Genomic DNA, 25,638 nt, shown 5'->3' on the forward strand with positions numbered 1-25,638 from the left:
CCCGGTAGGCGGGCGTCGTTCTGGCTGTCGTAGACCTGAGCGCCTTCGCGTCCGTAGAGCCGAATCTGGATGCCGGTCTCGGCCTGGACCTGATTTAGATTTCCGGGTAAGGCTTGGTAGACGTGTTTGCGTACGTCTTCGGGGACGTAGCGGCCGAAGCCTTCATCGTCGAGCATCGCGGCGAAACGTTCATCGACACCAAGCTCACTTTCCAGCCTATGCGCTACAACTCCCCGAACCTCAACTTCATAACCTCTCGCCTGCAGTTCCCTAATCAGGGAAACGGCGCTGTCTCCATTTCCCAGCGTGGTATCGAGAATGAGGTTCTTGCGGCCATCGATTGCTGCTGAGCGTAGTTCCTTGGCCCACTGACTGGCGTCATCGTGAGTGTGGCCCGCCCAAGTGTATGGGTACTTTTCGCGCAGGCTCTGAACGGGCTCATACTGATCACGTAGCCTGTCGGGATCAATAGTGATGACATCGTCGAGCAGCTCTTGACGAACCTGACGCGCCAGGCTGCCTTTGCCAGCGCCAGGCTGCCCGGCAAGTATGACTGCGTTGGGAGTTTAAAATGAGGTTCGTCCATCCAGACCACTCTGAGGGATGATCTTTTCCCTTAGAATCTTCTGGTGAATTTCTGACGGAAGGCGACTATCGGCGGAAGTCATCAGGTTCCCCGGAAGTTGACCTGAAAGTACTCCCACAAATCATCTAGCTCAGCCATGCCAATGTTGCTGGACGCAGCGAACGACATCAGTCGTTCCTTCTCATGAGCCTGGGCTATCTGCTCTGGGTTGCCTGATCTCTCCGCGGCCGCAATATCATTGCGAGCTTCCATGATGAACGTTCCCAGCCTCCCCTCCAAAGCAGCGATCGCGCTATCGAATGGCATGAGAGGAACTTTGCGCGATCGTTCAACCGATCGATTCAGTACTTCCTGCAGTCGTTCGATATGTTCCGGATAGTCCTTGAGCATTTCCCGGAGTTTGGCTGGAACGGGCGGAGAAGAAAGGGTCAAGATTGTCACCTTTTGGGCAGATCCACGTAGATTCGAGAATATCCCCACATGCCTTGTTGGGTCCAATGCTATTTGCGACAACGGATAGGCAAGTGGATTGTGCCGAGTTGGCCCACGAGTCAGATCATTCCGTCGCCATTCCTCGTGGGCTGGAGGAATGTACGGCATGGTGCATGCGTAATCCCAGCGGGGTGAACGGATGCCCGCAAACAGAAAGGAAACCTGTGCCATGACTGACATGCCAACCCAGCTGACGACGGACTTCGATGCGGTGCTCGATCGTGGTGACATTGCCGGGGCGCGGCGGCTGCTCGCTCCTCCTCTTGCGCTTGGGTGTGCCGAAGCATTGTTCCTCTCTTCTTCGATGCTTGCAGGTGAGGACGACGCACATGCCGAAGCTGACAGCTTCGCGAACCTCAATCAGGCCGCAGAGAAAGGGTATATCCCGGCGATCTACGCGGTGGGGCTGTGCCTGCTGACGGGTGACCGCGTTGAGCAGGACGTCTCGCAGGCGGCGGCGTACTTTGAGCGGGCATCTGATGCCGGCTATCCCCCGGCCATGTACGAATTCGGCCTGGCGCTGTTCCATGGCAACGGTGTTGCCAAGGATGTGCCACGTGCGGTGTCCCTGATCCGCGCCTCGGCGCAGGCTGGGGATGAGTACGCCAGGGAGTTTCTGCTGGCGCATTCATTGGACGTGGGCGCGTAGCAGGTGGGGAGGCGGCCGGTGAAGCTACACTGGCTGCCTATGTCCGATGGAAGCTCGCCCATGTTCAATGGAAAAGTCGCGGTAGTTACCGGCTCCACCAGCGGGATCGGTCTTGGCATTGCCACTGCGCTGGCGCGGCAAGGCGCCGACATCGTGTTGAATGGATTTGGCGATGCGCAGGAGATCGAACGCATCCGCTCCGGCCTGGAAGCCGAGTTCGGTGTACGGATGGCGCACGATGGCGCCGACCTGTCTCGCGGCGACGCCGTTCGGGACATGATCGACCACGCCGTGGCGAAGATGGGGCGCATCGACATTCTGGTGAACAACGCGGGCATCCAGCACACCGCGTCGATCGAGGAATTTCCCGTCGAGAAGTGGGATGCGATCCTCGCGCTGAATCTCTCTGCGGTGTTCCATGCAACGGCGGCGGCCTTGTCTTACATGAAGCAGCAGGGATCCGGTCGCATCATCAACATCGCATCGGTGCACGGGCTGGTTGGGTCGGTGAACAAGTCGGCCTATGTGGCGGCGAAGCACGGCGTGGTGGGGTTCACCAAGGTAACGGCGTTGGAGAACGCGGGTACCGGCATCACCGCCAACGCGATCTGCCCGGGGTGGGTGCGAACGGCGCTGGTCGAGCAGCAGATCACCGCTTTGGCGGAGCGGGAGGGAACGGATCAGGAGGCCGCCGCTCGCGCGCTGCTGGCCGAGAAACAGCCCTCGTTGCAGTTCGTGACGCCTGAGCAGCTGGGGGAAATGGTGGTGTTCCTGGCCTCGGACGCGGCGGCGCAGATTACCGGCACGGCGCTTCCGGTGGATGGGGGCTGGACGGCGCGCTAGCTGGCCGGCTGCCCGCCGGGCATGGCCCGGCGCTACCGGGAGATCGGTGCGGGGTCCAGTGCTACCGGGAGATCGGTGTGGGTCCGGTGTTACCGGGAGGTCGGTGCGGTGGTTCGGCGTTATCGAAGCCGGCTGGGATCGATCAGGGGAATCTCGCCCAGCGCATTCAGCGTGACGCGATGACTGCAGAATCCGAACGGGGTGTCCGCGGCGGGCCGCACGTTGTGGCATGGCACGCTCTCGATGTCCCGTACTTCGTCGACGGCCAAGGCAACGATCTCCGCGCCGTTCTGCATCAGCACCATGGCCGGGCAGCCGTGGGCGAATGCGGACAACCCAATGGCCTGACGCAGGTCGACCACCGGCAGTGCGTGGCCGCGCACGGTGAGGTGCGGGCGCGCGCCACTGCCGGGGCGATCAAAGGTTTCCGGGCCGCGGATTTCAATCGCGGCTTCGACATCGATGGCAAACAGATGGGTACCGGCCCGCACAACAACAACTTCAATGAAGGCTGGCGACGACGGGGCCGGTTCACCGGCCGAAGGGGAAGAAGGCTGCAAGAGGAACCTGTGGAAGGGTATTGAAACTGCAACGCAATGATGCCGTGTTGACGTGACGTAACGCGTACTTTGCAGATGAGCGGCCAGCACGCGTTGCATGCATCGTTCAGCGGGATCAAGGCGCCTTCACGGGTCGGCTTGGGCCGGGGTAGGGGCGCCAGCGATGGGTTGGTATTACTGCGGTTTGGCGAAGACATCCAGACCTTTGCCGGTTTCCAGCAGCGATTTCAGGCTCGACAGCACGATCGGCCAGCCCTGGCGGATGCCGGTATCCATGCCGCTGCCCGGTTCCAATTCGTCATGGGTCACCGTCAGCTTGACCATGTCCTCATACGGCACGATCTCGAACGTCACCCGGCTGTAGGCCTTCGGGTTGTCCGCCTGCGAAGCGGCCGCCCAGGTGATCACCAGTCGCGAGGGTGGGGTGTTTTCCACCACTTCGCCGACCAGTTCGACCTTGCGCTCGTCGTTGGCGCGCACGTGCTGCCAGCGCGAGCCGGGTTTCCAGTCCGATACGTTTTCGTGCCCCCAGTAGGTGCGGGCAATCTCCGGCCGGGTGATGGCCTCGAACACCTTCTGCGGCGTGGAGGCGATGTAGATCACGTGGATGAAGCGGGTGGACTCTGCGGACATCGTCATTCTCCTTCCAGTTCTCGTTTCAGGTCATGCAGCAGGCTCAGGCGCTGCTGTTCGAACTTGCGTACCCAGCGCTCGTAGACTTCGTGCAGTGGCACAGGGTTGATGAAGTGCAGCTTCTCGCGGCCACGGCGCACGGTGCTGATCAGGTTGGCGTCCTCCAGCAGGCCCAGGTGCTGGGTGACCGATTGCCGGGCCATCTGCAGGTGCTCGCAGAGCTGCCCCAAGGTCTGCCCGTTGCGTTCGCACAGCAGGTCCAGCAGCGTGCGGCGCGTGGGATCGGCCAGTGCCTTGAACACCTTGTCTGCATCCATGGGGTGCCTTCAGTTCCAGTTGTCGATCTTGACGTCGTGCGGGCTGGGCTGACCGCGCCCGGTTTCCAGCAGGGATTTCAGGCTCATCAGGAAGATGGCCCACTTGGTGCTGCAGTGGTGCATGAACTCCACGCGCTCCTTCCAGCCTTCATGGCTGAACAGCACGATGCAGTAGTCGCCGTCCTGGTGCAGGGCGAAGCGCGCGGTGGTGCCGATCCATTCCGGTGGGCCGTCGATGAATTCCCACAGCACCCGCTCGCTTGGCTGCAGCTGCAGCAGCTTCATCTGCATGGCGCCGATTTCCTGGCCGTTGGCGGTGAAGCGGGCGGTGACGGTGCCGCCGGGGTGGCGGTCGCCGGTGGTGTCCTCGGCCCACCAGGCGGCGATGCCTTCGGGGGTGGCCAGGGCCTGGTAGACCTGGGCTGATGGGGCCTTGATGCCGACTCTGTGTGCGATATCCACCATGACTGCGGCTCCACGGTGGGCGGCGGGGTGCCGTCCGTGGGATCACAATAGGCAGGTAAATGCCTGCATGTCAACTGCGCCGCCGTGGAGCCTTGGCCGTGGTAGTGCCGGCCGCGGGCCGGCAGCCTGGGCAAGGTGGGTGATTGCAGCTGCCGGCCAGCGGCCGGCACTACCAGTCAATGCGGCGCCATGGGTTTTCGCCGTGGTCATGCCGGACCGGTCAATGAAGCGGCGTGGATTGTCGGTCTGGGTAGTGCCGGCCGCTGGCCGGCAACCAGGGTGGGGTTGGATGATTGCAGCTGCCGGCCAGCGGCCGGCACTACCGGTTAGCGGCGCGCAATGGACTTTTGGCCGTGGTGATGCCTGGTGCGCGGCGGCATTCTGGGCGGAGCCGGGTGATTGCAGCCGTTCGGGTTCGTTGACTGAAAGGAGTACTACGCGTGAGTGATGCAGGGAAAGAGGCGCTGACGATTCGTCGCGCCAGCGTGGCCGATGCGCCTGTGGTGCTGGAGCTGTTCGATGAAGTGATTGCGTGGTTCGTGGCCATCGGCAATCTGCAGCAGTGGGGTACCGAGGCGTGGTCGTCCATTCCGCGGCGCATTACCCAGGTGACCGATGCCTGCGCACTGCCCGGTGCGTGGGTGGCGGAAACCGCGCAGGGCAAGGTGCGTGCGTTCCTGGCGTTGGGCGAGGCCATGCCCTATGTGCCTGCGGCGACCGAGCCGGAGCTGTATGTACGCGTGTTGATTGCTTCGCGCGATGCGCGGGTACGTGGCATCGGCCGGCGTTTGATGGCGTTCGCCGACGAGCAGGCCCGCGCAGCGGGATTGGATTACCTGCGCGTGGATTGCTATGGCGGTGGCAGTGGCGAGCTGGTGCGCTTCTACGAATCGTGCGGTTACGAACGGCTGTCGACCTTCAACGTGGATGGCTGGCCGGGGCAGGTGTTGGGCCGCCGTCTGTGACCTGGCGGCGTCTCAGTTCTCTGCGTCCTGTAGTGCTGCATGCAGTTTGTCGGTGATCTGCTGCAGCGCGGCTAGGTCATCGGCTGAAAGATGATCGAGGAAATTCCGGCGGACGCTGGCGACGTGTACCGGCCGTGCTGCGCTCAGCTGGGTGCGGCCTTCTGCAGTCATGCGGATCACCACCACGTTGTCACTGTCGGTGTCGCGCTCGATCAGGCCACGGCCGGCCATGCGGGTTAGCTGGTGCGAGAGCCGGGTCTTGTCCCATTCCAGGTAGTCCTGCAGGTCGCGCTGGCGGCGGCAGCGGTCCTTGGCCTTGCTCAGTTCCATCAGCACGACGAAGTCGGCACTGGAAAGCCCGGTGCTGCGGGTGATGTCGTGGACGATGCGGCCGGAGGTGATCTCGGCCATGCGCCGGAAGCCGCGCCAGGCGGCCCACTGGTCGGGAGTGATGGTGGGTGAGGTCATGCGCTCACGTTGCCCGCGATTGGTTGACGTGTCAACTCGAACGTTCTACGGTTGATATATCAACCGACCAACAGGCCGCCTCATGCCGCACCCTCCACGTATCGCCATCATCGGCGCGGGCCCCGCCGGCCTGACGGCCGCGCTCATCCTGCATCGCGGCGGCCATCGCGTGAGCGTGTACGAGGGCGAGTCGTCCGGGCAGCAGCGCACCCAGGGCGGCACGCTGGACCTGCACGAGGACTCCGGCCAGGTGGCGCTGCAGCGGGCTGGTCTGCTGGAGGCGTTCCGGGCGGTGGCGCGCCATGAAGGCCAGGAGGCGCGGATGGGTGATCCGTGGTCCGGGGCGATTACCGCAGGTGGGTTCGGGCCGGAGGGAAGCATGGACAAGCCGGAGATCGACCGTGGCGACCTGCGCCAGCTGCTGCTGGATGCGTTGCCGGCCGACGCGGTGCAGTGGGGCCATTGCTTGAGCGAGATGGAACCTGCAGATGCCGGCCGCCACAGCCTGCGTTTTGCCAATGGCGTGCAGGCCGAGGCGGACATCGTGATCGGTGCCGATGGCGCATGGTCGAAGGTGCGCGCTGCGTTGAGTGCCTGCCAGCCGCTGCCGACGGGCATTACCTTCTTTGAAGGATGGATCGCGCAGCCTGCGGCGGATATCGCGGCCATGGTGGGGCAGGGCAGCCTGTTCTGCTTTGGCGGCGAGGAGGCGCTGTTCGTGCAGCGCAACAGCGGCGATCGATTCTGCGTGTATGCGGCGCTGAAGCGGCCCTCTGATTGCCTTGATGCGCAGATCACGCAGCGAGGCATGCGCGCGCTGGTGACAGGCAGCTACACCGGCTGGGCACCGAACCTGCGGCGGCTGCTGGAGGCGTGCACCGACTTCGTGCGGCGGCCGATCTACAGCCTGCCGGCGGATTTCCGTTGGACACCACGCAACGGCGTGACGCTGATCGGCGATGCTGCCCATCTGATGCCGCCGGTGGGCGTGGGCGTGAACCTGGCGATGCTGGACGCGTCGGATTTGGCGATGGCGTTGTGCGCGCAGCCGGATGCAGTGAGTGCCATTCGCCACGCCGAATCCATTGTGCGTGAGCGCGCCAGCGCGCTGATGCCGGACGCCATCGACGGGTTCCAGCGCTGGTTCACTACCGAGGCGACGGCTGACGGCGGTTGAGGCCGCTTGCAACGCGGGGACGGGAAGCACCTGCGTCACTGCGTCGCAGCCTCTCTGCAGGATGCGGTACATCGGTTCAGAGCTAGAGTGGGGGCTACCCCATCCAGGAAGGAGACGCGCATGTACTACAGCAGTGGCAACTACGAGGCCTTCGCGCGCCCGCGCAAGCCAGCGGGCGTGGACAACAAGACGGCCTGGTTCGTAGGCTCGGGCTTCGCTTCGCTGGCCGGTGCGGCGTTCCTGGTGCGCGATGGGCGCATGCCCGGCGAGCGCATCACCATCCTGGAACAGCAGCAGATTGCCGGCGGCGCGCTGGATGGCCTGAAGGTGCCGGAGAAGGGTTTCGTGATCCGTGGTGGCCGCGAGATGGAAGACCATTTCGAGTGCCTGTGGGATCTGTTCCGCTCGATTCCATCGTTGGAAATCGACGATGCCAGTGTGCTGGACGAGTTCTACTGGTTGAACAAGGACGACCCGAACTATTCGCTGCAGCGTGCCACGATCAATCGCGGCGAAGATGCGCATACCGATGGCTTGTTCACCCTGAGCGAGCAGGCGCAGAAGGACGTCATCGCGCTGTTCCTGGCCACCCGGCAGGAGATGGAGAACAAGCGCATCAACGAGGTACTGGGCCGCGATTTCCTCGACAGCAATTTCTGGTTGTACTGGCGCACGATGTTCGCGTTCGAGGAGTGGCACTCGGCGCTGGAGATGAAGCTGTACCTGCATCGCTTCATCCACCATATCGGCGGGCTGCCGGATTTCTCGGCGCTGAAGTTCACCAAGTACAACCAGTACGAATCGCTGGTGCTGCCGCTGGTGAAGTGGCTGCAGGAGCGCGGCGTGCGTTTCCAGTACGGCACTGAAGTGACCGATGTGGACTTCGCGCTGCAGGAGGGCCGCAAGCAGGCCACGCGCATCCACTGGACGCGGGACGGCCAGGCCGGTGGCGTGGACCTGGGCGCGGACGATCTGGTGTTCATGACGATCGGCTCGCTGACCGAGAATTCCGACAACGGCGACCACCGCACCGCTGCACGCTTGAATGAAGGCCCGGCACCGGCGTGGGACCTGTGGCGGCGGATCGCGGCCAAGGATGCGGCGTTCGGGCGCCCGGATGTATTCGGTGCGCATATACCGGAAACCAAGTGGGAATCGGCGACGGTAACCACGTTGGACGCGCGCATTCCAGCGTACATCGAGAAGATTGCCAAGCGCGATCCGTTCAGCGGCAAGGTGGTGACCGGCGGCATCGTGAGCGTGCGCGATTCGCGCTGGTTGATGAGCTGGACGGTGAACCGCCAGCCGCACTTCAAGAACCAGCCGAAGGACCAGATCGTGGTGTGGGTGTATTCGCTGTTCGTGGATACGCCCGGCGATTACGTGAACAAGCCGATGCAGGACTGCACGGGCGAGGAGATCACTTGCGAGTGGCTGTACCACCTGGGTGTGCCGATGGAGGAGATCGACGAACTGGCGGCGACCGGGGCGAAGACAGTGCCGGTGATGATGCCGTACATCACCGCGTTCTTCATGCCGCGCCAGGCCGGTGACCGCCCGGACGTGGTGCCGGAGGGCGCGGTGAACTTTGCCTTCATCGGCCAGTTCGCCGAATCGAAGCAGCGCGACTGCATCTTCACCACCGAGTATTCGGTGCGCACGCCGATGGAAGCGGTGTACACGCTGCTGGGCATCGAGCGCGGCGTGCCGGAGGTGTTCAATTCGACCTACGACGTGCGCACGCTGCTGGCCGCGACCGGCCGCTTGCGCGATGGCAAGGAGCTGGACATTCCGGGGCCGGTGTTCCTGCGCAACCTGCTGATGAACAAGCTGGACAAGACCCAGATTGGTGGGCTGCTGCGCGAGTTCGGGCTGGTGCAGGACGACTGAGCGAGCGGGGCGTCGGGGGGCGCCGGGCCATGCCCGGCGTCTCGCGCTGCAGTGGCCGCTTCGCTTGCCGGGCATGGCCCGGCGCTACCGCAACGCCGCGTTGTCGGTGGAGCGGCTGAGGCGCTCCCAGGCATCGATGCGTACTGTCATGGCAGCCAGCTTGCCGCGTACCAGGTGCAGGGCGTCGCTGCCCAACAGCAGATGCGTGGGTGGGTTGGGGGTGTCGATCACCTGCAGCATGGCTTGCGCGGCCTTGATCGGGTCGCCCAGCTGATGGCCGCTCTTTTCCTCGCGTGCGCTGCGGATCGGGTCGAACAGCGCGTCGTAGTCGCCGATGCTGCGCGAGGCCCGCACCATCGAACGGCCGGCCCAATCGGTGCGGAACGAGCCCGGCGCGATCGCGGTCACGTGGATGCCGAACGGCGCCACTTCCTTGCCCAGCACCTCGCTGATGCCTTCCAGCGCAAACTTGCTGCCGCAGTACCAGGCGATGCCCGGCAAGGTGATGAAGCCGCCCATGGAGGTGATGTTGAGGATGTGGCCGCGGCGGCGCGCGCGCATGTGCGGCAGCACGGCTTTGATCAGCGCGGCAGGGCCGAACACGTTCACTTCGAACTGATGGCGCAATTCGTCCAGCGTGGATTCTTCGAGGATGCCTTCGTGGCCGTAGCCGGCGTTGTTGACCAGCACGTCGATGGCGCCGATGTCGGCTTCGACGGTGGCCACCAGTGCATCGATGGCCGCAGCGTCGGTGACGTCCAGCAGGCGGCCGAAGGCGCGACCGGGTGCGAGGGCCGCAAATTGCTGGCGGGCAGATTCGCTGCGCACGGTGCCGACCACGCGATGGCCGGCCAACAGGGCCTGCTGGGCCAGGGCGCGGCCGAAGCCGCTGCTGACGCCGGTGATGAGGAGGAGGCGGGATTCGGTCATGGCTGAGGGCTCGTGGCTGGGGAGTTGCACGTTAGTGATTGAGTGCGCGGCCGCCCAGGCCTAAGATTCGGCCGTTCTTGCCTATTTCTATGGGGTGCCTGATGGGGCCGGCTGACGATCCGCTGCAACATCCGGCGCAGGCGCGCATGGTCGGCCTGCTGCAGGCGCTGGCCGTGGACGAGGGCTACACACTGACGGCAGTGCCCGGGGTGCGGCTGCTGCGCTCCAACCGGCCACTGGCGCGCACGCCGGTGCTGTACGACCCGGGCATCGTGATCGTCTGCCAGGGCGTGAAGCGTGGCTATCTGGGCGGGAAGGTCTACCAGTACGACGCGCAGCACTACCTGGCGGTGTCGGTGCCGGTGCCCTTCACCATGGAAACCGAGGCCACGGCCGAGGCGCCGCTGCTGGCGATCTACCTGCATCTGGATCTGCAGCTGGCCGCAGATCTGCTGATAGAACTGGGCGAGCGCACTGCCAGCACCGAAGCGCCGGCAAGAAGCATGATGTCCAGCCCGATGCAGCCTGCGATGCAGGCCACGGTGCTGCGATTGCTGGAAGCGCTGGCCGATCCATTGGAGGCCGACATGCTGGGGCCCTCGCTGGTGCGCGAGCTGTATTTCCGGGTGCTGAGCGGCGCACAGGGTGGGGCGCTGCGCGAGGCGCTGGCGATGCGCGGGCGCTTCGGCCGCATCGGCAAGGTGCTGCGGCATATCCACGCGGCCTACTCGACGGCGCTGGATGTGGATGCGCTGGCAGCGCAGGCGGAGATGAGCGTGGCCACGTTCCATGATCACTTCCGCAGCATTACCGGTACTTCGCCGATGCAGTATGTGAAGTCCACGCGGCTGCACCAGGCGCGGCTGTTGATGCTGCGGCAGGGCATGACGGCCGAGGCGGCGTCGTTGGCGGTGGGGTACGCCAGCCCGTCGCAGTTCAATCGGGAATTCAAGCGCTTGTTCGGGTTGCCGCCGGCGGCCGAGGTGGCGCGCATGCGGCGAAGTTTTGCGCTGCCGCCGGCGCCGGCCGATGCGCTGTATGTGTCTTCGCACTGACCGCTGCGCTCGCCGGGCATGGCCCGGCGCTACCAGGGAAGCCCGTGTCAGGTAGCGCCGGGCCATGCCCGGCGAGCGCAGCGGAGGGTGGTTGACAAGGTGCCTACCTACTAGTAGGTTTGCATCCATGAAAGAGTCACTCTCCCCCAAGGCCCACGAAATCCTGGCCCACGCCCGTTCGCTGCTGGAAGCCGGTGGCTACAACGGTTTCAGCTATGCCGACGTGTCTGCGCGGGTGAACATCAGCAAGGCCAGCATCCACCACCATTTCCCCAGCAAGGCGGATCTGGTGCGGACGGTGGTGGAGCTGTACCGGGCGGAGGCACGGGAAGGCCTGGCGCTGCTGGACCGGCAGCTGGGCGATCCGTTGTTGGCGCTCAACGCCTACGTGGATTACTGGTCCAGCTGCATTGCCGGTGGCACCTCGTCGTTCTGCATCTGCGCGATGCTGGCGGCCGAAGCGCCGATTATCCCCGACGAGATTGCCGATGAAGTGCGCGGGCATTTCGAGGATCTGAGCGGCTGGCTGACGATCACGCTGGAAAAGGGTGCGGCGCAGGGGCAGCTGAGGCTGCAGGGCACGCCTGCCGATGAGGCCAAGGCGTTCATGGCCTCGGTGCACGGCGCGATGCTGGCCGCGCGTGGGTTTGGTGATGCGGCGACGTTCGCGGCGCTCGCACGGTTGTCGATTGCCCGGCTGGTGCCGGCGGTCTGAATGTTTCGACGAAGGCCTGCGTGGAGCGGGCCTTCTTTTTGTCCATGAAGCCTACCAACTAGTAGGTTAAAAACTCCAGCAGAGGTCGCCATGAGTCATCCGCTTTCTTCCTTGGGCATCGTGCACACCGCGATCAGCCTGGTTCCCATCGCTGCCGGCCTGTTCGGTTTCATCCGCCATCGCGGCATCGATCCGGCTACACGCGCCGGCAAGCTCTATCTGCTGGGGTTGGTGCTGTCGGTGGTGACCTCGTTCACCGTCTCCAGCACCGGGGGCCTCAATCCTGGCCACGCGTTTGGTGTGGTGATTCTGCTGATTGCGTTCGGTGGGGTGTTGGCGGCTCGGTTGCGGTTCCTTGGGCGATTGGCGCCCTATCTGTCCACGTTCGCGCTGTCTTTCAGCTTCCTGCTGTCGCTGGTGCCAGGCGTGAATGAAACGCTGACACGCTTGCCGGTGGCGCACCCGATTGCGGCTGCACCGTTGGCGCCGGTGATCCTGCAGACGTTGCTGGGGTGCGCGGTGGTGTTTGCGGTTGGATTCGTGGCGCAGTGCTGGCGGATACATGCGGGCAACGCACGCGCACGCGTCTGACGCTGCAAGGGACAGTCCGGATGATCAGTCCGCCAGCGGCGCTGGTGCGTCTTCGCCGTAAGTGGCGTAGGCGCTGCCACACGTCGCGTGTGCCGCCGCATTGGCAGGCAGGCCGGTGGCCTTGATGCCACGCCGGGAATTGCCCGCGAGCACTTCCACGTAACGCTCTGCTGCCATCGTGCCGTCGGGCAGAACATAGAGCAGCACGCGCTGCAGGGTGGATTGGCCATCCAGTGGCTGTGGCTGGCGGAATGCAGGGACCTGCACGCGTGCGCGATGCCATACCTGCGGTGCGGCGGCAGTCTGCCAGCGAACCTGCAACGGCTGGTCGAGATTCAGCAGCGCGACGCCGGTGGTGTGGTTGGACGCCGTGCACGCCGCGGGGGGCGCAGGAATGGGCGCGATGGCGTCGTCGCCGATGTCCAGCGTCGCGCCATTGATTTCCAGGCGCACGATCGGCGCGGCGCCGTAGTTGTGCGTCTTGAACTGCACCAGCCCTTCCACGCGGCTGCGCTCGAGTTCGTATTCGGTAGCGCCGGCCAGACGCGCCAGCGCGGGGGCAACCTCGACGTGGTCTGCATAGTGGTAGTAGAGGTGCACGATGCCTGGCCCGCCCGATGTGCCCCACACGCGGGTGAGGGCTGTGGTATCCGGATAGGACTGGCGACGCAGGGGCAGGGTGCTTGCAGTGCCTTCGGAAGGCGCGCCATAGCGGTAGCGCTCGATCCCGGGCTTCAGCCGTGCGTTGTCGTAGGGGAAGGCGTTGTCTGCATCGGACTGCGCGTTCGGATAGCGGTGGAAGGCAACGAAGCGCTGGGGGGTGTCGCCTTGCATGGGCAGGTCCGGTCCCGCGCCGGAGTAGGTGGAGGCATAGGGTGAGGTGTCCAGCCACAGTGCATGGCCACTGAGGTTGATGTGCGTTTCTGCGATGGCCGCACGCGAGCCACCCGTGGCGGTATCCAGGTCCCCGCGCAGCGAATCACCCAGCGGATAGATGAGCAGGGCGAGGACAGTGGGCACGAACATCAGGGCATGCACCCGGCCCGGCACGTGCCCGCGCTCGCGCACCATGTAGCGGCCCCAGGCCAGCAGGAGCAGCACCAGCAGCGGCACCCCGATCCACAGCGCGAGGGTGATCAACGCCACCACGCCCCAGCCGAGATTCGGGGTGCAGACCGCGATCAGGCCAAGCGCGGCGAGCAGGCTGGCCAGGACCAGCGAGACGCCGATACCGAAGCGGTAGTTCCTGTACGGGGTAGCAGTCATCACCGTTCCATCGGCAGGCCGGGGCGTGCCTGCATCTTGCCGGTTGGGTGGCTGCGTGGAAAGACGGAGGTGCTGTCAGCAACCCACCAGCCGGTCGGCGCTGAGGCCACTGCGGTGCTGGTTGCGGTATTCGATGGGGCTGGCATCGACCATGCCGCGGAAGTGCCGGCGGAACGATTCCTGCGATCCGAACCCGGCCTGTTCGGCCACCCACTGCAGCGGGCGGTCGGTGGTTTCCAGCAGTTCGCGTGCGTAGGCCACGCGTTCGCGGATGAGCCAATCGATGGGCGACAGGCCGGTGGCTTCCAGGAACTGCCGCTGCAGGGTGCGCTGGCTGAGTGCGGCCTGTTCGGCCAGGCTGCCCAGCGAATGCGGCTCGCGCAGGTTGCGGCGCATCCACTCCATCAGTTTCGCCAGCCGCGTGGGCTCGCCCAGCGGAATCGCGCGGCTGACCCGCTGGCTGCGTTCGGCATCACGCCAAGGTGCCAGCACCAGCCGTTCGGCCACCAGATTGGCCACGCGCGCGCCGTAATCCTTGCGCACCATGTGCAGCATCATGTCTATGCCGGTGGCCGAGCCGGCCGAGGTGATGATGCTGCCGGCGTCCACGTACAGCACATCGTCGCGCACGTGGATGCGCGGAAATTCGCGCGCCAGCGTTTCGGTGAGGCGCCAGTGGGTGGTGGCTTGGCGACCATCGAGCAATCCAGCCCAGGCGAGCACGAATGCACCGGAGCAGATGGACGTGATGCGTGCGCCGCGCGCGTGGGCGCGGGTGAGGGCATCAAGCAACGCCTGCGGCGGGCGCTCGCTGGGTTCGCGCCAGCCGGGAATGACGATGATGTCGGCGTCGTCGACAGCGCTCAGATCGTAGGGCAGTTGCACCTGCGCGCTGCCGAGCATGCGCAGTGCACCGGGTTCGCCAGCGCAGAGCTGGGTGCGGTACCAGGCCACGCCCAGTTCAGGGCGGATGGGCGCGAACAGGCCGACCGCGCAGCCGAATTCGAACAGGCCCTGGCCGTGGCAGGCCACGATGGCGACGGTGGGCGCGGTCGGATCGGCAGGCAGGGTGGGCATGGCTTGATGCTACCGACGCAGGCACGTGCCGCTGAGTGGCGCGCGGGCATGAGGTGATGCCCGCACGGTATATGGAGTCCGGGGTCAGATCCTTTCCGCAGGAAGGGCACTGACCCTGCGGATTCGCGTGTATGGGGGCAGAGCCCTTTCCTTTGGAAAGGGATCCGACCCGGTGTGTGCAGGCTGCGTAAGGTCATTACCAGCAGTCATGTGGCTGGCGCGATGTGACGGTCACATGACGCGATATCCTCTGTCGCGTGTTGGGCGTGGGCTCTTGAATGGAGGCGTGTCTCCGGCCCACCCCCACGAGCCCCCATGCCTGCTGCCCACATTCCTGCGCTGTCCACGCTCTCCCTGCTGATTGCCGCAACTCTTGCCGCTGCCCCGGCGTATGCGGCTGAGGCCGATGCACCGTCGGCGACCACTGCCACTTCTGCGAACCTTGCCGCGTCCACGCTGGATGCGGTGGTGGTGACCGGTTCACGCACCAGCACGCGCACGGTGAAGAACAGCTCGACACCGATCGACGTGATTTCCGCCGAGGACCTGGCCGCGACCGGCCAGGCCAACCTGCTGGAAGCGCTGCAGCGCAGCCTGCCATCGCTGAGCCAGATCGGCGGTTACCAGAGCGACCAGGAAAGCCTGATCCGCGGTTACCAGCTGCGCAACCTGTCGCCGGGTTACACGCTGGTGCTGGTGAACGGCAAGCGCCGCAACGCCAGCGCGTATGTCAGTGGCGCCAACGGTGGCGGCTACCCCGGCCATGCCTGGGCCGATCTGGCGCTGATTCCGGTGTCGGCCATCGACCATGTGGAGGTGCTGCGTGATGGTGCTTCGGCCATCTACGGTTCGGACGCGATCACCGGAGTGATCAACGTGATCCTGAAATCTCAGGCACACGGTGGCGATGTCTCGGTGGAGAGCGGGCAGAGCATCGATGGCGACGGCAGCCGCACCAGCGTGCGCGCCAACATCGGCCTGCCGTGGGGCGAGGATGGCTTCATCAACCTGTCCGGCGAGAGCACACGCCAGCACCATGCGATCCGCACGCGGCGCTACATCGACGGCTACCTGAGTTATCCCGCCGTGGATGGCAACGGCAACCTGGTGGCGCTGCGTCCAAACAACCGCTTGCCGGCTGGAGCGACGCCGAACCCGGCCGAGGCCGGGCGCGATGCCGAGGCCAACATCATCCTCAGCTCGCCGTCGTATGCGCTGAAGGCCTTCGCGGTGAACGTGGGCCATGGCCTGGGCGAGAACGCCCAGTTCTACGCCAATGCGACCGCCAGCGAACGCACCGCGCAGGCGATCCAGAACTTCCGCCTGCCGGCAACGATCTTCACCACCTACAAGGCGCCGGGCGTGCTGAGCGTGTTTCCCGATGGCTTCCTGCCGGTGCTGGAAACCAAGGAGAAGCAGTACACCGGCACGGCTGGGGTGAAGGGCCAGGTTGCGGGGTGGGACTACGACTTCAGCCTGACCGGCAACCGCGACACGGTGCGCACCTACACCCGCAATTCGGTGAACTACTCGCTGCCGTACCCCGGCTCGCCGACCGACTTCTATGACGGCAAGCTGGATTACCAGCAGGGCATCGCCAACCTTGATCTGCGTCGCGGCGTCGAGGTGGCGGCCTTCGCATCGCCACTGGAAGTGAGTGCCGGTGCCGAGTACCAGCACGAACAATACGAACGCGGGGCAGGGCAGTGGGAGTCGTACACCGGTTTTGGTGCGGCTGCCTTCGTGGGCTATTCGACCGCCGATGCGGTGAAGGCCACCCGCAACAGCAAGGCGGTGTACGCCGGTGCAGCGACCAACATCACGTCGCGCTGGTACCTGGACGCCGCCGCGCGCTGGGAAGACCACTCGGACTTCGGCACGGTGTCGACCGGTCGGTTGACCACGCGCTTCGACTTCACCGATGCGCTGGGCGTACGTGCCACGGTCAGCAATGGCTTCCACGCGCCGAGCCTGGGCGCGCAGTTCTACCAGGCCACCGGCAGCTGCCCGTGCGGTACCACGCTGGTGGCGCAGGTCGCTTCGCCGGCAGCAGTGGCGCTGGGCGCTACGCCACTGAAGCCGGAGAAGGCCACCAACTACAGCCTCGGCGTGACCTGGGACCCGAGCCCGGCCTTCCATCTGGCGGTGGATGCGTACCAGATCGACATCCGTGGCCAGCTGGGCCAGTCCAGCCAGATCGGCTACAACGCGCAGGACCCGGCGCGGGTGACCGACAACAGTGGCACCGTGCTGACCGCCGCGCAGAAGAACACCATCGACGCGCTGCTGGGCACGGCCGGCATCAGCATCCTGCCCGGTGATGCGTTCTACGCCAGCTACTTCACCAACGTGGGCGACACCCGCACGCGCGGCGTGGAGCTGACCCTGGAGGCGAACCAGGAAACGCAGTGGGGCAAGCTGCGCTGGAGCTACGCGGCCAACGTGGGCCGCACCACCATCCAGAAAGTGAGCGCGATTCCGCAGGCGCTGCAGGGGCTGCCGAACATCAACCTGTTGACCAAGTCGAGCGAGTACGCGCTGCGCTTCCGCACGCCGTCGTACACGCAGGTGGCGGGGCTGGGTTGGCAGAACGGGCGCTGGCGTTCGAACGTGGACTTCACCTACTACGGCCCGATCAAGCGCCTGAACAACGGCGTGGAGTACAAGCAGCCGCCGGTGCTGGTGACCAACCTGTCCGGTGGCGTAGAGCTGGGTGCCGGTTGGAGTGCGGCGCTGGGCATCAACAACGTGTTCGACAAGCGCACCCGCAAGGTGCCTGCGTACGCACGCAGCGCCACCGATGTGGCCAGCATCGAGACCACCTGGGACAGCGGTGATGTGCTGAGCAACGTCGGGACGTTCTGGTACGGGCGTGTCAATTACCGGTTCTGAGGTTCATGTGAAACGTCGCCGGGCATGGCCCGGCGCTACCGAGGAGGGGGTCATGTCTTCTGCATTGAATGTGGTTGCGTTGATTGGTTCGCCGACGGCGTCGGCCAACTCGCGCACGTTGCTGCTGGTGCGGCATCTGCTGGAAGAACTGCGCGAGCGGGTCAACATCAGCGTGGAGCTGGTCGAGCTGGCGCCGATCGCGCGCTCGCTGGGGCAGGCGCTGCAGCGTAGTGAAGTGGAGCCGCAGGTGGAGCGCGCGCTGGCCACGATTGAATCTGCACAGCTGCTGGTGGCGGCCGCGCCGGTGTATCGCGGGTCCTATCCGGGCCTGTTCAAGCACCTGATCGACTTCATCGGGCTGGACGCTCTGGTGGATACGCCAGTGCTGCTGGCGGCTACTGGTGGCAGTGAGCGCCACGCGCTGGTGATCGACCATCAGCTGCGTCCACTCTTCAGCTTCCTGCAGGCGCATACGTTGCCGATCGGGGTGTATGCCACGCCGGCCGACTTCGACGGCGACCGGATCAACAGCGCTGCACTGCAGGCACGCATCCAACTGGCGGCCGAGCGTGCGGCGGGACACGTGGCACCACTGGCGGCGGCGCTGCCTGCGCCGCTGCGCAGGATCGCCTAGGACGTGGCGGTGCAGCTGCGGCACCTGGCGTTCCTCACGCCGGGAAGCTATCTGCCGGAACAACCGCGCGCAGGCCTGGACGCGACGTTGGCGTTGATCGCGTTTGCCGAACAGCTGGGCTATGACGGCGCATGGGTGCGCCACCGCCACCTGGAGCCAGGCATCAGCTCGGCAGCGGTGTTCCTGGCGGCGGCCAGCCAGCACACCACGCGCATTGAGCTGGGCAGTGCGGTGATCCAGCTGGGCTACGAAACACCTTTCCGCCTGGCTGAGGATCTGTCATTGCTGGATGCGCTGGCAGGTGGCCGGCTGCAGGTAGGCGTCAGTACTGGCGCGCCGCCGCACGGGGAGCTGGTAGGGCCTTTGCTGTACGACAGCGACCCTGCGCGCATCGACTTTTCCCATGGCCGGGTGGCGCGGTTGCTGGAAGCGCTGCGTGGTGAACCGTTGGGCGCCGCCGATGCCGAAGTCGGCAACGCCGCCACGCGCTATCGCCCGCGTCTGCAGCCACATGCGCCGGGGTTGGTGGACCGGGTCTGGTATGGCGCTGGCTCCCTGCAGTCGGCGCGTTCGGCGGGTGAGCAGGGGCTGCATCTGCTGCTGGGCAACGTCAACCGTGCCGAGCTGAGTGATGACTTCTTTGTCGCGCAGTTGCAGCACCTGCAGGCCTATCGTGCGGCATTGCCGGTGGGCAGCGCACGCCGCGTGGCGGTGGGGCGGGTGCTGGTGCCCACCGAGGGTGTGGATGCGGCCACGCGGCAGCGGATCGAGGCCTTCAGTGCCCAGCGGCATGCGCGCACCCTGGCCCCGCAAGGGCCGCGACGCACGATGTTCGCACCCGACGTGGTCGGTAGTACGGCGCAGATCATCGCGCGGTTGCAGGCCGATCCGCTGCTGCAGCAGGTGGACGAGCTGCGGGTGGAACTGCCTTATGAACTGCCCGAGCAGGACTACCGGCGCATCCTCACCACGGTGATCGAGGACATCGCGCCGGCGCTGGGCTGGCGCGCACCTGCGCAAGCGGCGTGATGCCGCCCGCGCCCATAACGGCCGGCAGTCTGCTTATTGCCAACCTGCATCTGCATGGCCGGATCCGACCGTGGATTGTCGAGTTCCGGCGCTGGCAGCCGGCGGTCCTTCTCTAGCATCGATATCGAAGCGGCAGTGCATTGCCGACCCCTACGAGGACGATTCCGTGGCTGTAGACGCAAACCACAAACCCATCCTGTTCCTGCTGGACCGCGAGTTCGAGGACGGCCAGTTGCCCGGACAACGCTTCTTCTGCCGGCACAGTCTGCTGCTGGAAGGTGCGCTGTCGAGCATCGATGGCCTGGACGCACAGCTGGATGTGCGCCGCATCGGCTTCAGCCGGCCGCGCCGCGAGGTGATCGCCGAGATCGGCGAGCAGGACCAGTCGCTGCCGAAGCTGGTGCTGCCGCAGGGCGTGGTCAATGAGCACGCCAGTGGTGAGTACCAGCAGCGCCAGTACATCTCCGGTGCTGAGCCGATCCTGGCGGCACTGAATGGCCTGCTTGGCATTCCCGTGGCCCATCCCTGAGCGAGGACGTGACGATGAGCTACCTCACCAGCGTGTTGGACAAGAGCCCGGTGGCCGACGGCAGCACGCCCGAACAAGCGCTGCGCAACAGCCTGCAACTGGCGCAGCGCGCCGAGCAGTTGGGTTACCACCGCTACTGGTTTGCCGAACACCATGCCGCGCCGACGCTGGCCAGCCCGGCACCGGAAGTGCTGGCGGCGTGGGTGCTGGCGCAGACCCGGCGCATCCGCATCGGCAGTGGCGGGGTGATGCTGCGCCACTACGCCCCCTACAAGGTGGCCGAGAATTTCAATCTGCTGGCCGCCCTTGCGCCCGGACGCGTGGATCTGGGCGTGGGCAAGGCGCCGGGTGGTCTGCCGGCATCGACTGCCGCACTGGCCGCCGGTCGCCCGGCGTTCGCCGATTTCGACCAGCAGTTGCGCGACCTGGAAGGCTATCTGTCGGATGCGCAGGCAGACGCGCAGGCGCGGCCGATTCCGCAGACGCCACCGGAGCGCTTCCTGCTGGGCGCGAGTCCACAGAGTGCGCGGCAGGCCGCAGAGCTTGGCTGGCGCTTCGTCTACGCCGCGCACTTCGATGGCGACCCGAAGCACATCGAGGCCGCCTTCGAGGCCTATCGGGCGGTGTCCGCGCACGCCCCGTTGCTGGCAACGGTGGCCTTCGCCGCGCCCACCAGCGAGGCCGCCGCCCGCCACGTTGGCGCGTTGCGGGTCTACAAGCTGCACCTGGGCCCAGGGCAGACGGTGAACCTGCCCAGCCCCGAGGCCGCTGCCGAGTACGCACGGCAGGTAGGGGTTGCTGATTTCCGCATCGAAGAAACACGCCCCAGCGTGCTCTCTGGCGATGCACAGCATGTACGCAGCGAGCTGGATGCGCTGCACCGCCGCTTCGGCGTCGGTGAATTCATCCTCGACGCGCCGGTGGCCGACCTCGACGCACGCCTGACGTCCCTTGAACTGCTGTCGCCCGCGCCCCGCGCGGCGGTGGCCTGACTGCTGGAGCCACCCCATGAGCACGACCCCGCGTCCCATCCCCTTCGGCATCATGCTGCAGGGCCCCGGCAGCCACATGCATGCGTGGAAGCACCCGTCCAACGTGCCCGATGCCAGCGTCAACCTGGGCTACTACATCGACATCGCGCGTACCGCCGAGGACAACGGCATTGCCTTCGGCTTCGTTGCCGACGGGCTGTACATCAACGAGAAGTCGATCCCGCATTTCCTCAACCGCTTCGAGCCGATCTCGCTGTTGTCGGCGCTGGCGACGGCGACGAAGAAGATCGGCCTGGCCGGCACGCTCTCCACCTCGTACAGCGATCCGTTCACCGTGGCGCGCCAGTTCGCCTCGCTGGATCTGCTCAGCGGTGGCCGTGCAGGGTGGAACGTGGTGACCTCGCCGCTGGAAGGCTCGGGACGAAACTACGGGCGTCCGCATCCAGAACACGCGCTGCGTTACCAGATTGCCGATGAGTACCTGGAAGTGGTGCAGGGCCTGTGGGATTCGTGGGATGACGATGCGTTCGTGCGTGACCGCGACAGCGGCACGTTCTTCGCACCGGAGAAGTTCCGCCGGCTGGATCACAAGGGCCGCTTCTTCCAGGTGGAAGGCCCACTCAACATCCAGCGCTCGCCGCAGGGCCAGCCGGTGATCTTCCAGGCCGGTTCGTCCGACGATGGCATTGCGTTGGCTGGCAAGTACGCCGATGCGGTGTTCACCCACGCGCCGTCGCTGGAGGAGACCCGTACGTTCACCCAGAAGGTGAAGAACTCGGCGATCGCCCATGGCCGCAGCGCCGGTGACGTCAAGATCTTCCCGGGCATCGGCCCGATCGTTGGCCGTACGGCGGAAGACGCCGAGGCCAAGTACCAGGCGATTGCCGCGCTGGCCGGGCTGGACGATGCCCTGGCGTATCTCGGCCGCTTCTTCGACCACCATGATTTCAGCCAGTACGACCCGGATGCACCGTTCCCGGAGCTGGGTGACATCGGCGCCAATTCCTTCCGCTCCACCACCGACCGCATCAAGCAGGACGCACGCGAGCAGGGCCTGAGCCTGCGCCAGGTGGCACTGCAGGCGGTGAGCCCGCGGCCGAACTTCATCGGCACGCCGGAACATGTGGCCGACGAACTGATCCGCTGGTTCGACGCCGGCGCCAGCGATGGCTTCATCCTCGGCTTCGCCGCGCAGCGCGAAGGCCTGGATGATTTCGCAACGCTGGTGCTGCCCCTGCTGGAAGCACGCGGTTACCACCGCAGTGCGCTGGAAGGACAGACCCTGCGCGACCACCTGGGCCTGCCGTACAAGGCCAGCCGCCATGCAAGCGATGCTGAACCGGCGCGGAAGGCGGGGTAGGGCGATGAGCGGAGAAAACGCGGTAGCGCCGGGCCATGCCCGGCGGAGTTCCCCAACGACTGGCGTGTTGCCCGAAATCGCGGCACGTGCCGACCAGGCCATCGCGATCCGCCACGACCTGCATCAGCATCCGGAACTGGCCTTCGAAGAACACCGCACCAGCGCCCGCGTGGCCGAGCTGCTGCAGCAATGGGGCTACGCGGTCAGCACCGGCATCGGCGGCACCGGCGTGGTCGGTACGCTGCAGCGCGGGCAGGGCCGTCGCCGGTTGGGTCTGCGCGCCGACATCGATGCGCTGCCGATCCATGAAGAATCCGGGCTGGCCTATGCCAGCCAGCGCGAAGGCCTGATGCACGCCTGCGGCCACGATGGACACACCGCCATCCTGCTCTCGGCTGCCCACTACCTTGCGCACCACGGGCGTTTCGATGGCACGTTGCAGCTGGTGTTCCAGCCGGCCGAGGAAACCGGCTCGGGCGCTTCGAAGATGATCGCCGATGGCCTGTTCGAGCGCTTTCCGGTCGATGCCATCTATGGCCTGCACAACTGGCCGGGCGTGCCGGTGGGGCACTTCGGCTTCGTCGACGGACCGGCGATGGCCTCGGTGGACTGGGCGCGTCTGCGGGTGATCGGCAAGGGCGGCCACGGCGCCGAGCCGCAGGGCAGCGTCGATCCGATCCTGGCTGCCGCGCACATCATCACCGCGCTGCAGAGCGTGGTGTCGCGCAATGTCGATCCGCGGCAGATGGGCGTGGTCACCGTCGGTTCGATCCATGGTGGGCAGGCGGCCAATGTCATCCCCGATGTGGTGGAGCTGAAGCTGACCGTGCGCGCCTACCTGCCGGAGGTGCGCGATACGCTGCGCCGACGGGTGACCGAACTTGCCGAGCAGACCGCCGCTGCCTTCGGTGCGCGTGCCGAGATCGAATTCCCGCGCGGCTTCCCGAGCGTGATCAACCACCCCGAGCAGACAGCCTACATCCGCGAGGTGGCGGTAAAGGGGTTCGGTGCGGGGCAGGTGGTGGAGGCCTTCGCACCGCGTACCGCCAGCGAGGACTTCGCCTTCCTGCTGCAGGCGCGGCCGGGCAGTTTCGTGTTCGTCGGCAACGGCGACAGCGCGCCGCTGCACAGCCCGCGCTATGTGTTCAACGACGCGGCCATCGCCCCGGCGGCCAGCCTGTGGGCGCGTCTGGCCGAGCACTATCTGGTGGAGGACGTGGCATGAGCGTGCGGTATGACAACGATCGGTTCCTGTACACCTCGGTGGACGACCCGCTGGCGCGCCCGTTGTTCGACGGCCTGGAGCAGGAGTACGACCACCGCTATGCGGACGTGCGCCGGCGTATCGGTGGCAGTGCCCGCGAGGAACTGCAGCGCTATCCGGCCGAAGCCTTCGCTGCCCCGGTCGGTGCGTTCGTGCTGCTGCTGCGCGACGGCGTGGCGATTTCCGGCGGCGCGTTCATGCCGCATCGCGATGAGGACACCGCAGAGTTCAAACGCATCTGGACGCTGCCTGGCCTGCGTCGGCAGGGCATCGCCCGGCGCGTGCTGCAGGAACTGGAAGACCAGGCTGCACGGCAGGGCTATCGGCGCGTGTTCCTGACCACCGGCTTCCGCCAGCCCGAGGCGGTCGGCCTGTACCTCAGCCACGGCTACACCGCGTTGTTCGATCTGCATGCGGACCCGGAAACCATCGCGCATCTGCCGTTCGAGAAACACCTGGTTCCACAGCCACAGCCACAGGCGGGCGACGCAGCCGCCCTCGCACTGCATGGAGCGGCGGCATGAGTACGCCTTCCACTGCCATCGAGGGCATTGTCCGCCAGCCGGCCACGGCGCTGAAGATCGTGCCGGCGCGGCATCCGTTACAGGTGATCGGCACGGTGTTGGCACTCGCGCTGATCCTGATCGGCCTGCAGTCGGTGCTGGGCAATCCGCGCTGGGGCTGGGGCACGTTCGCCGAGTGGTTCTTTGCCCGGCCGGTACTGGAAGGGTTGGGGCGAACGCTGCTGCTGACCGCACTCGGTACCGGCCTCGGCTTCGCGCTGGGCACCTTGCTGGCCTTGGCCCGGGTCTCCGGTTCACCGCTGTTGTCGGCGGTGTCGTGGGGCTACGTGTGGCTGTTCCGTTCGATTCCGCTGCTGGTGTTGTTGCTGCTGCTGAACAACCTGGGCTACCTGTACAGCACCATCGAACTGGGCGTTCCCTTCACCGGCATCAGCCTGTTCTCGTACCCAACCACGCAGCTGATCGGCGTGTTCACTGCCGCCGTGCTCGGCCTCACCTTGAACCAGGCGGCGTTCTCGGCCGAGGTGATCCGTGGTGGCATCCTGTCGGTCGACCACGGCCAGTACGAGGCGGCCGCAGCGTTGGGCCTGCCGCGTGGGTGCCAGGTGCGCCGCATCATCCTGCCGCAGGCGATGCGTTCGATCCTGCCCGCAGCGTTCAATGATGTGATCGGCCTGGCCAAGAGCACCTCGGTGGTCTACGTGCTGGCGTTGCCGGAGCTGTTCTACACCGTGCAGGTGATCTACCGGCGCAACCTGGAGGTGGTGCCGCTGCTGATGGTGGCCACGGTCTGGTACCTGGTGATCCTGACGGTGCTTTCGCTGCTGCAGCGGCGGGTGGAGCAGCGCTTTGCCCGCGGCCAGCTGCAGCACGAGCGCAACGTGTCGCGGGTATCGTCTGCAGCACCGCGGGCGGCGACCGCTGCACGCGTGCCCAGCCGGGCGGCATTTGCCGTGCCGATCGAGGCCGGAACGGGCGCGGCTGTGTCCCTGCAGGGCGTGGGCAAGGCCTTCGGCGAGCAGACGGTGCTTGATGACGTGCATCTGGAACTGAGGGCCGGCAGCGTGACCGTACTGATTGGTCCGTCCGGTGCGGGCAAGTCCACGCTGCTGCGGCTGATCAATCATCTTGAACGCGCTGACAGCGGCTTCGTCACCGTGGGCGGCCAGCTGATCGGTTACCGCCGCGACGGCGACACCCTGTACGAGTTGCCGGAAGGTGAGATCCGCCGTCGCCGCGCGGAAGTCGGCATGGTGTTCCAGGGCTTCAACCTGTTCCCGCACATGACCGCACTGGAGAACATCATCGAAGCGCCCATCGCGGTGCGCGGCATTTCGCGCGCCCAGGCCGAGCAGCAGGCACGCACCCTGCTGGAGCGGGTGGGGCTGGCCGACAAGGCCGATGCTTTCCCGCGCCAGCTGTCTGGCGGCCAGCAGCAGCGTGTGGCCATCGCCCGCGCGCTGGCCCTGCAGCCGAAGGTACTGCTGTTTGACGAGCCGACCTCCGCGTTGGACCCGGAGCTGGTGTCGGAGGTGCTGAGCGTGATCGAGGAACTGGCCAGTTCCGGCACCACGCTGGTGATCGTCACCCACGAACTGGGCTTCGCCCGCCGCGTGGCCGACCACGTGGTGATGATGGACCAGGGCCGGGTGATCGAGCAGGGCACGCCGGACGCGCTGTTTGAACACCCGCGCCAGCAACGCACGGCCGACTTCCTGGCCAAGACCCTGTAACT

Annotated in this window: 26 protein-coding genes and 1 pseudogene; 17 read left to right on the forward strand and 10 right to left on the reverse strand. The window is 65.9% G+C overall.

Going from position 1 to position 25,638, the window contains the following annotated elements:
• Window positions 1-29 precede the first annotated feature (29 nt).
• Together CR918_RS21385 and CR918_RS07205 are read right to left on the reverse strand one after the other, a co-directional pair.
• A pseudogene (locus tag CR918_RS21385) lies at window positions 30-554 on the reverse strand (zeta toxin family protein); the annotation flags it as partial.
• Window positions 555-667: 113 nt separating this feature from the next.
• Window positions 668-1,018, reverse strand: coding sequence for a hypothetical protein (locus CR918_RS07205; RefSeq protein ID WP_229979644.1), 351 nt, complete (start codon window positions 1,016-1,018; stop codon window positions 668-670).
• A 229-nt stretch (window positions 1,019-1,247) separates the two neighbouring features.
• Between CR918_RS07205 and CR918_RS07210 the strand changes: the two genes are divergently transcribed.
• Both CR918_RS07210 and CR918_RS07215 read left to right on the forward strand, forming a co-directional pair.
• On the forward strand, window positions 1,248-1,727 hold the full coding sequence (locus tag CR918_RS07210) for a tetratricopeptide repeat protein (RefSeq protein ID WP_165780890.1): 480 nt from the start codon (window positions 1,248-1,250) through the stop codon (window positions 1,725-1,727).
• A 60-nt stretch (window positions 1,728-1,787) separates the two neighbouring features.
• A complete protein-coding gene (locus CR918_RS07215; RefSeq protein WP_099842341.1) occupies window positions 1,788-2,570 on the forward strand; it encodes a 3-hydroxybutyrate dehydrogenase in 783 nt (260 codons plus the stop codon).
• 119 nt (window positions 2,571-2,689) lie between these two features.
• Here the strand turns inward: CR918_RS07215 and CR918_RS07220 are convergent, their stop codons facing one another.
• From CR918_RS07220 to CR918_RS07235, 4 genes are all read right to left on the reverse strand, one after another.
• A complete protein-coding gene (locus CR918_RS07220; protein WP_099842342.1) occupies window positions 2,690-3,229 on the reverse strand; it encodes a chemotaxis protein CheW in 540 nt (179 codons plus the stop codon).
• A gap of 75 nt (window positions 3,230-3,304) precedes the next feature.
• On the reverse strand, window positions 3,305-3,763 hold the full coding sequence (locus CR918_RS07225) for an SRPBCC family protein (protein WP_033830924.1): 459 nt from the start codon (window positions 3,761-3,763) through the stop codon (window positions 3,305-3,307).
• 2 nt (window positions 3,764-3,765) lie between these two features.
• On the reverse strand, window positions 3,766-4,080 hold the full coding sequence (locus CR918_RS07230) for an ArsR/SmtB family transcription factor (RefSeq protein WP_099842343.1): 315 nt from the start codon (window positions 4,078-4,080) through the stop codon (window positions 3,766-3,768).
• A gap of 9 nt (window positions 4,081-4,089) precedes the next feature.
• Window positions 4,090-4,545 (reverse strand): SRPBCC family protein, encoded by a 456-nt coding sequence (locus CR918_RS07235; RefSeq protein ID WP_099842344.1) that lies wholly within the window; start codon window positions 4,543-4,545, stop codon window positions 4,090-4,092.
• Window positions 4,546-4,985: 440 nt separating this feature from the next.
• Between CR918_RS07235 and CR918_RS07240 the strand changes: the two genes are divergently transcribed.
• The gene (locus CR918_RS07240; RefSeq protein ID WP_099842345.1) at window positions 4,986-5,510 is read left to right on the forward strand and encodes a GNAT family N-acetyltransferase; all 525 of its coding nucleotides are present in this window, start codon (window positions 4,986-4,988) and stop codon (window positions 5,508-5,510) included.
• A gap of 12 nt (window positions 5,511-5,522) precedes the next feature.
• Here the strand turns inward: CR918_RS07240 and CR918_RS07245 are convergent, their stop codons facing one another.
• A complete protein-coding gene (locus CR918_RS07245; protein ID WP_099842346.1) occupies window positions 5,523-5,978 on the reverse strand; it encodes a MarR family winged helix-turn-helix transcriptional regulator in 456 nt (151 codons plus the stop codon).
• Between the two features lie 82 nt (window positions 5,979-6,060).
• Here CR918_RS07245 and CR918_RS07250 point away from each other — a divergent pair, with 82 nt between their 5' ends.
• Entirely contained in the window at window positions 6,061-7,155 is a 1,095-nt protein-coding gene (locus tag CR918_RS07250) for an FAD-dependent oxidoreductase (RefSeq protein WP_099842347.1), read from the forward strand.
• A 120-nt stretch (window positions 7,156-7,275) separates the two neighbouring features.
• Complete coding sequence (locus CR918_RS07255; RefSeq protein WP_099842348.1) at window positions 7,276-9,045, forward strand: oleate hydratase; 1,770 nt, start codon at window positions 7,276-7,278, stop codon at window positions 9,043-9,045.
• A gap of 84 nt (window positions 9,046-9,129) precedes the next feature.
• On the opposite strand, the gene CR918_RS07260 is transcribed toward CR918_RS07255, so the two are convergent.
• A complete protein-coding gene (locus CR918_RS07260; protein WP_099842349.1) occupies window positions 9,130-9,975 on the reverse strand; it encodes an oxidoreductase in 846 nt (281 codons plus the stop codon).
• Between the two features lie 101 nt (window positions 9,976-10,076).
• On the opposite strand from CR918_RS07260, the gene CR918_RS07265 reads away from it, so the two are divergent.
• The 3 genes from CR918_RS07265 to CR918_RS07275 all read left to right on the forward strand — a co-directional run bounded on the left by CR918_RS07265 (window position 10,077) and on the right by CR918_RS07275 (window position 12,336).
• Entirely contained in the window at window positions 10,077-11,030 is a 954-nt protein-coding gene (locus tag CR918_RS07265; RefSeq protein WP_207759520.1) for an AraC family transcriptional regulator, read from the forward strand.
• 127 nt (window positions 11,031-11,157) lie between these two features.
• The gene (locus CR918_RS07270; RefSeq protein ID WP_099842350.1) at window positions 11,158-11,745 is read left to right on the forward strand and encodes a TetR/AcrR family transcriptional regulator; all 588 of its coding nucleotides are present in this window, start codon (window positions 11,158-11,160) and stop codon (window positions 11,743-11,745) included.
• 90 nt (window positions 11,746-11,835) lie between these two features.
• The gene (locus CR918_RS07275; protein ID WP_099842351.1) at window positions 11,836-12,336 is read left to right on the forward strand and encodes a hypothetical protein; all 501 of its coding nucleotides are present in this window, start codon (window positions 11,836-11,838) and stop codon (window positions 12,334-12,336) included.
• 24 nt (window positions 12,337-12,360) lie between these two features.
• Here the strand turns inward: CR918_RS07275 and CR918_RS07280 are convergent, their stop codons facing one another.
• Both CR918_RS07280 and ftrA read right to left on the reverse strand, forming a co-directional pair.
• Complete coding sequence (locus CR918_RS07280) at window positions 12,361-13,602, reverse strand: hypothetical protein (protein WP_099842352.1); 1,242 nt, start codon at window positions 13,600-13,602, stop codon at window positions 12,361-12,363.
• A 75-nt stretch (window positions 13,603-13,677) separates the two neighbouring features.
• A complete protein-coding gene (gene ftrA, locus CR918_RS07285; protein WP_099842353.1) occupies window positions 13,678-14,679 on the reverse strand; it encodes a transcriptional regulator FtrA in 1,002 nt (333 codons plus the stop codon).
• Window positions 14,680-14,994: 315 nt separating this feature from the next.
• Between ftrA and CR918_RS07290 the strand changes: the two genes are divergently transcribed.
• From CR918_RS07290 to CR918_RS21370, 9 genes are all read left to right on the forward strand, one after another.
• Window positions 14,995-17,571: a TonB-dependent receptor plug domain-containing protein gene (locus CR918_RS07290; protein WP_099842354.1), complete on the forward strand. Its 2,577-nt coding sequence runs from the start codon at window positions 14,995-14,997 to the stop codon at window positions 17,569-17,571.
• A 52-nt stretch (window positions 17,572-17,623) separates the two neighbouring features.
• Window positions 17,624-18,205, forward strand: a complete 582-nt coding sequence (gene msuE, locus CR918_RS07295; protein ID WP_033830939.1) for an FMN reductase — start codon at window positions 17,624-17,626, stop codon at window positions 18,203-18,205.
• A gap of 3 nt (window positions 18,206-18,208) precedes the next feature.
• Window positions 18,209-19,234 carry an LLM class flavin-dependent oxidoreductase gene (locus tag CR918_RS07300; RefSeq protein WP_207759521.1) on the forward strand — a complete coding sequence of 342 codons (1,026 nt, stop codon included), beginning with the start codon at window positions 18,209-18,211 and terminating at the stop codon, window positions 19,232-19,234.
• A 166-nt stretch (window positions 19,235-19,400) separates the two neighbouring features.
• On the forward strand, window positions 19,401-19,763 hold the full coding sequence (locus CR918_RS07305; protein ID WP_088100656.1) for a DUF3088 family protein: 363 nt from the start codon (window positions 19,401-19,403) through the stop codon (window positions 19,761-19,763).
• Window positions 19,764-19,777: 14 nt separating this feature from the next.
• Entirely contained in the window at window positions 19,778-20,755 is a 978-nt protein-coding gene (locus tag CR918_RS07310) for an LLM class flavin-dependent oxidoreductase (protein ID WP_088100657.1), read from the forward strand.
• A gap of 16 nt (window positions 20,756-20,771) precedes the next feature.
• Window positions 20,772-22,115, forward strand: coding sequence for an LLM class flavin-dependent oxidoreductase (locus tag CR918_RS07315; protein ID WP_088100658.1), 1,344 nt, complete (start codon window positions 20,772-20,774; stop codon window positions 22,113-22,115).
• Window positions 22,116-22,119: 4 nt separating this feature from the next.
• On the forward strand, window positions 22,120-23,340 hold the full coding sequence (locus tag CR918_RS07320; RefSeq protein ID WP_099842355.1) for a M20 aminoacylase family protein: 1,221 nt from the start codon (window positions 22,120-22,122) through the stop codon (window positions 23,338-23,340).
• A complete protein-coding gene (locus tag CR918_RS07325; RefSeq protein WP_025874925.1) occupies window positions 23,337-23,903 on the forward strand; it encodes a GNAT family N-acetyltransferase in 567 nt (188 codons plus the stop codon). Before CR918_RS07320 ends, CR918_RS07325 begins: the two co-directional genes overlap by 4 nt.
• Complete coding sequence (locus CR918_RS21370; RefSeq protein ID WP_099842356.1) at window positions 23,900-25,636, forward strand: amino acid ABC transporter permease/ATP-binding protein; 1,737 nt, start codon at window positions 23,900-23,902, stop codon at window positions 25,634-25,636. The genes CR918_RS07325 and CR918_RS21370 overlap by 4 nt, the downstream gene beginning before the upstream one ends.
• Window positions 25,637-25,638 lie beyond the last annotated feature (2 nt).

It is taken from the genome of Stenotrophomonas indicatrix, assembly GCF_002750975.1.
Taxonomy (GTDB): Bacteria; Pseudomonadota; Gammaproteobacteria; order Xanthomonadales; family Xanthomonadaceae; genus Stenotrophomonas; species Stenotrophomonas indicatrix.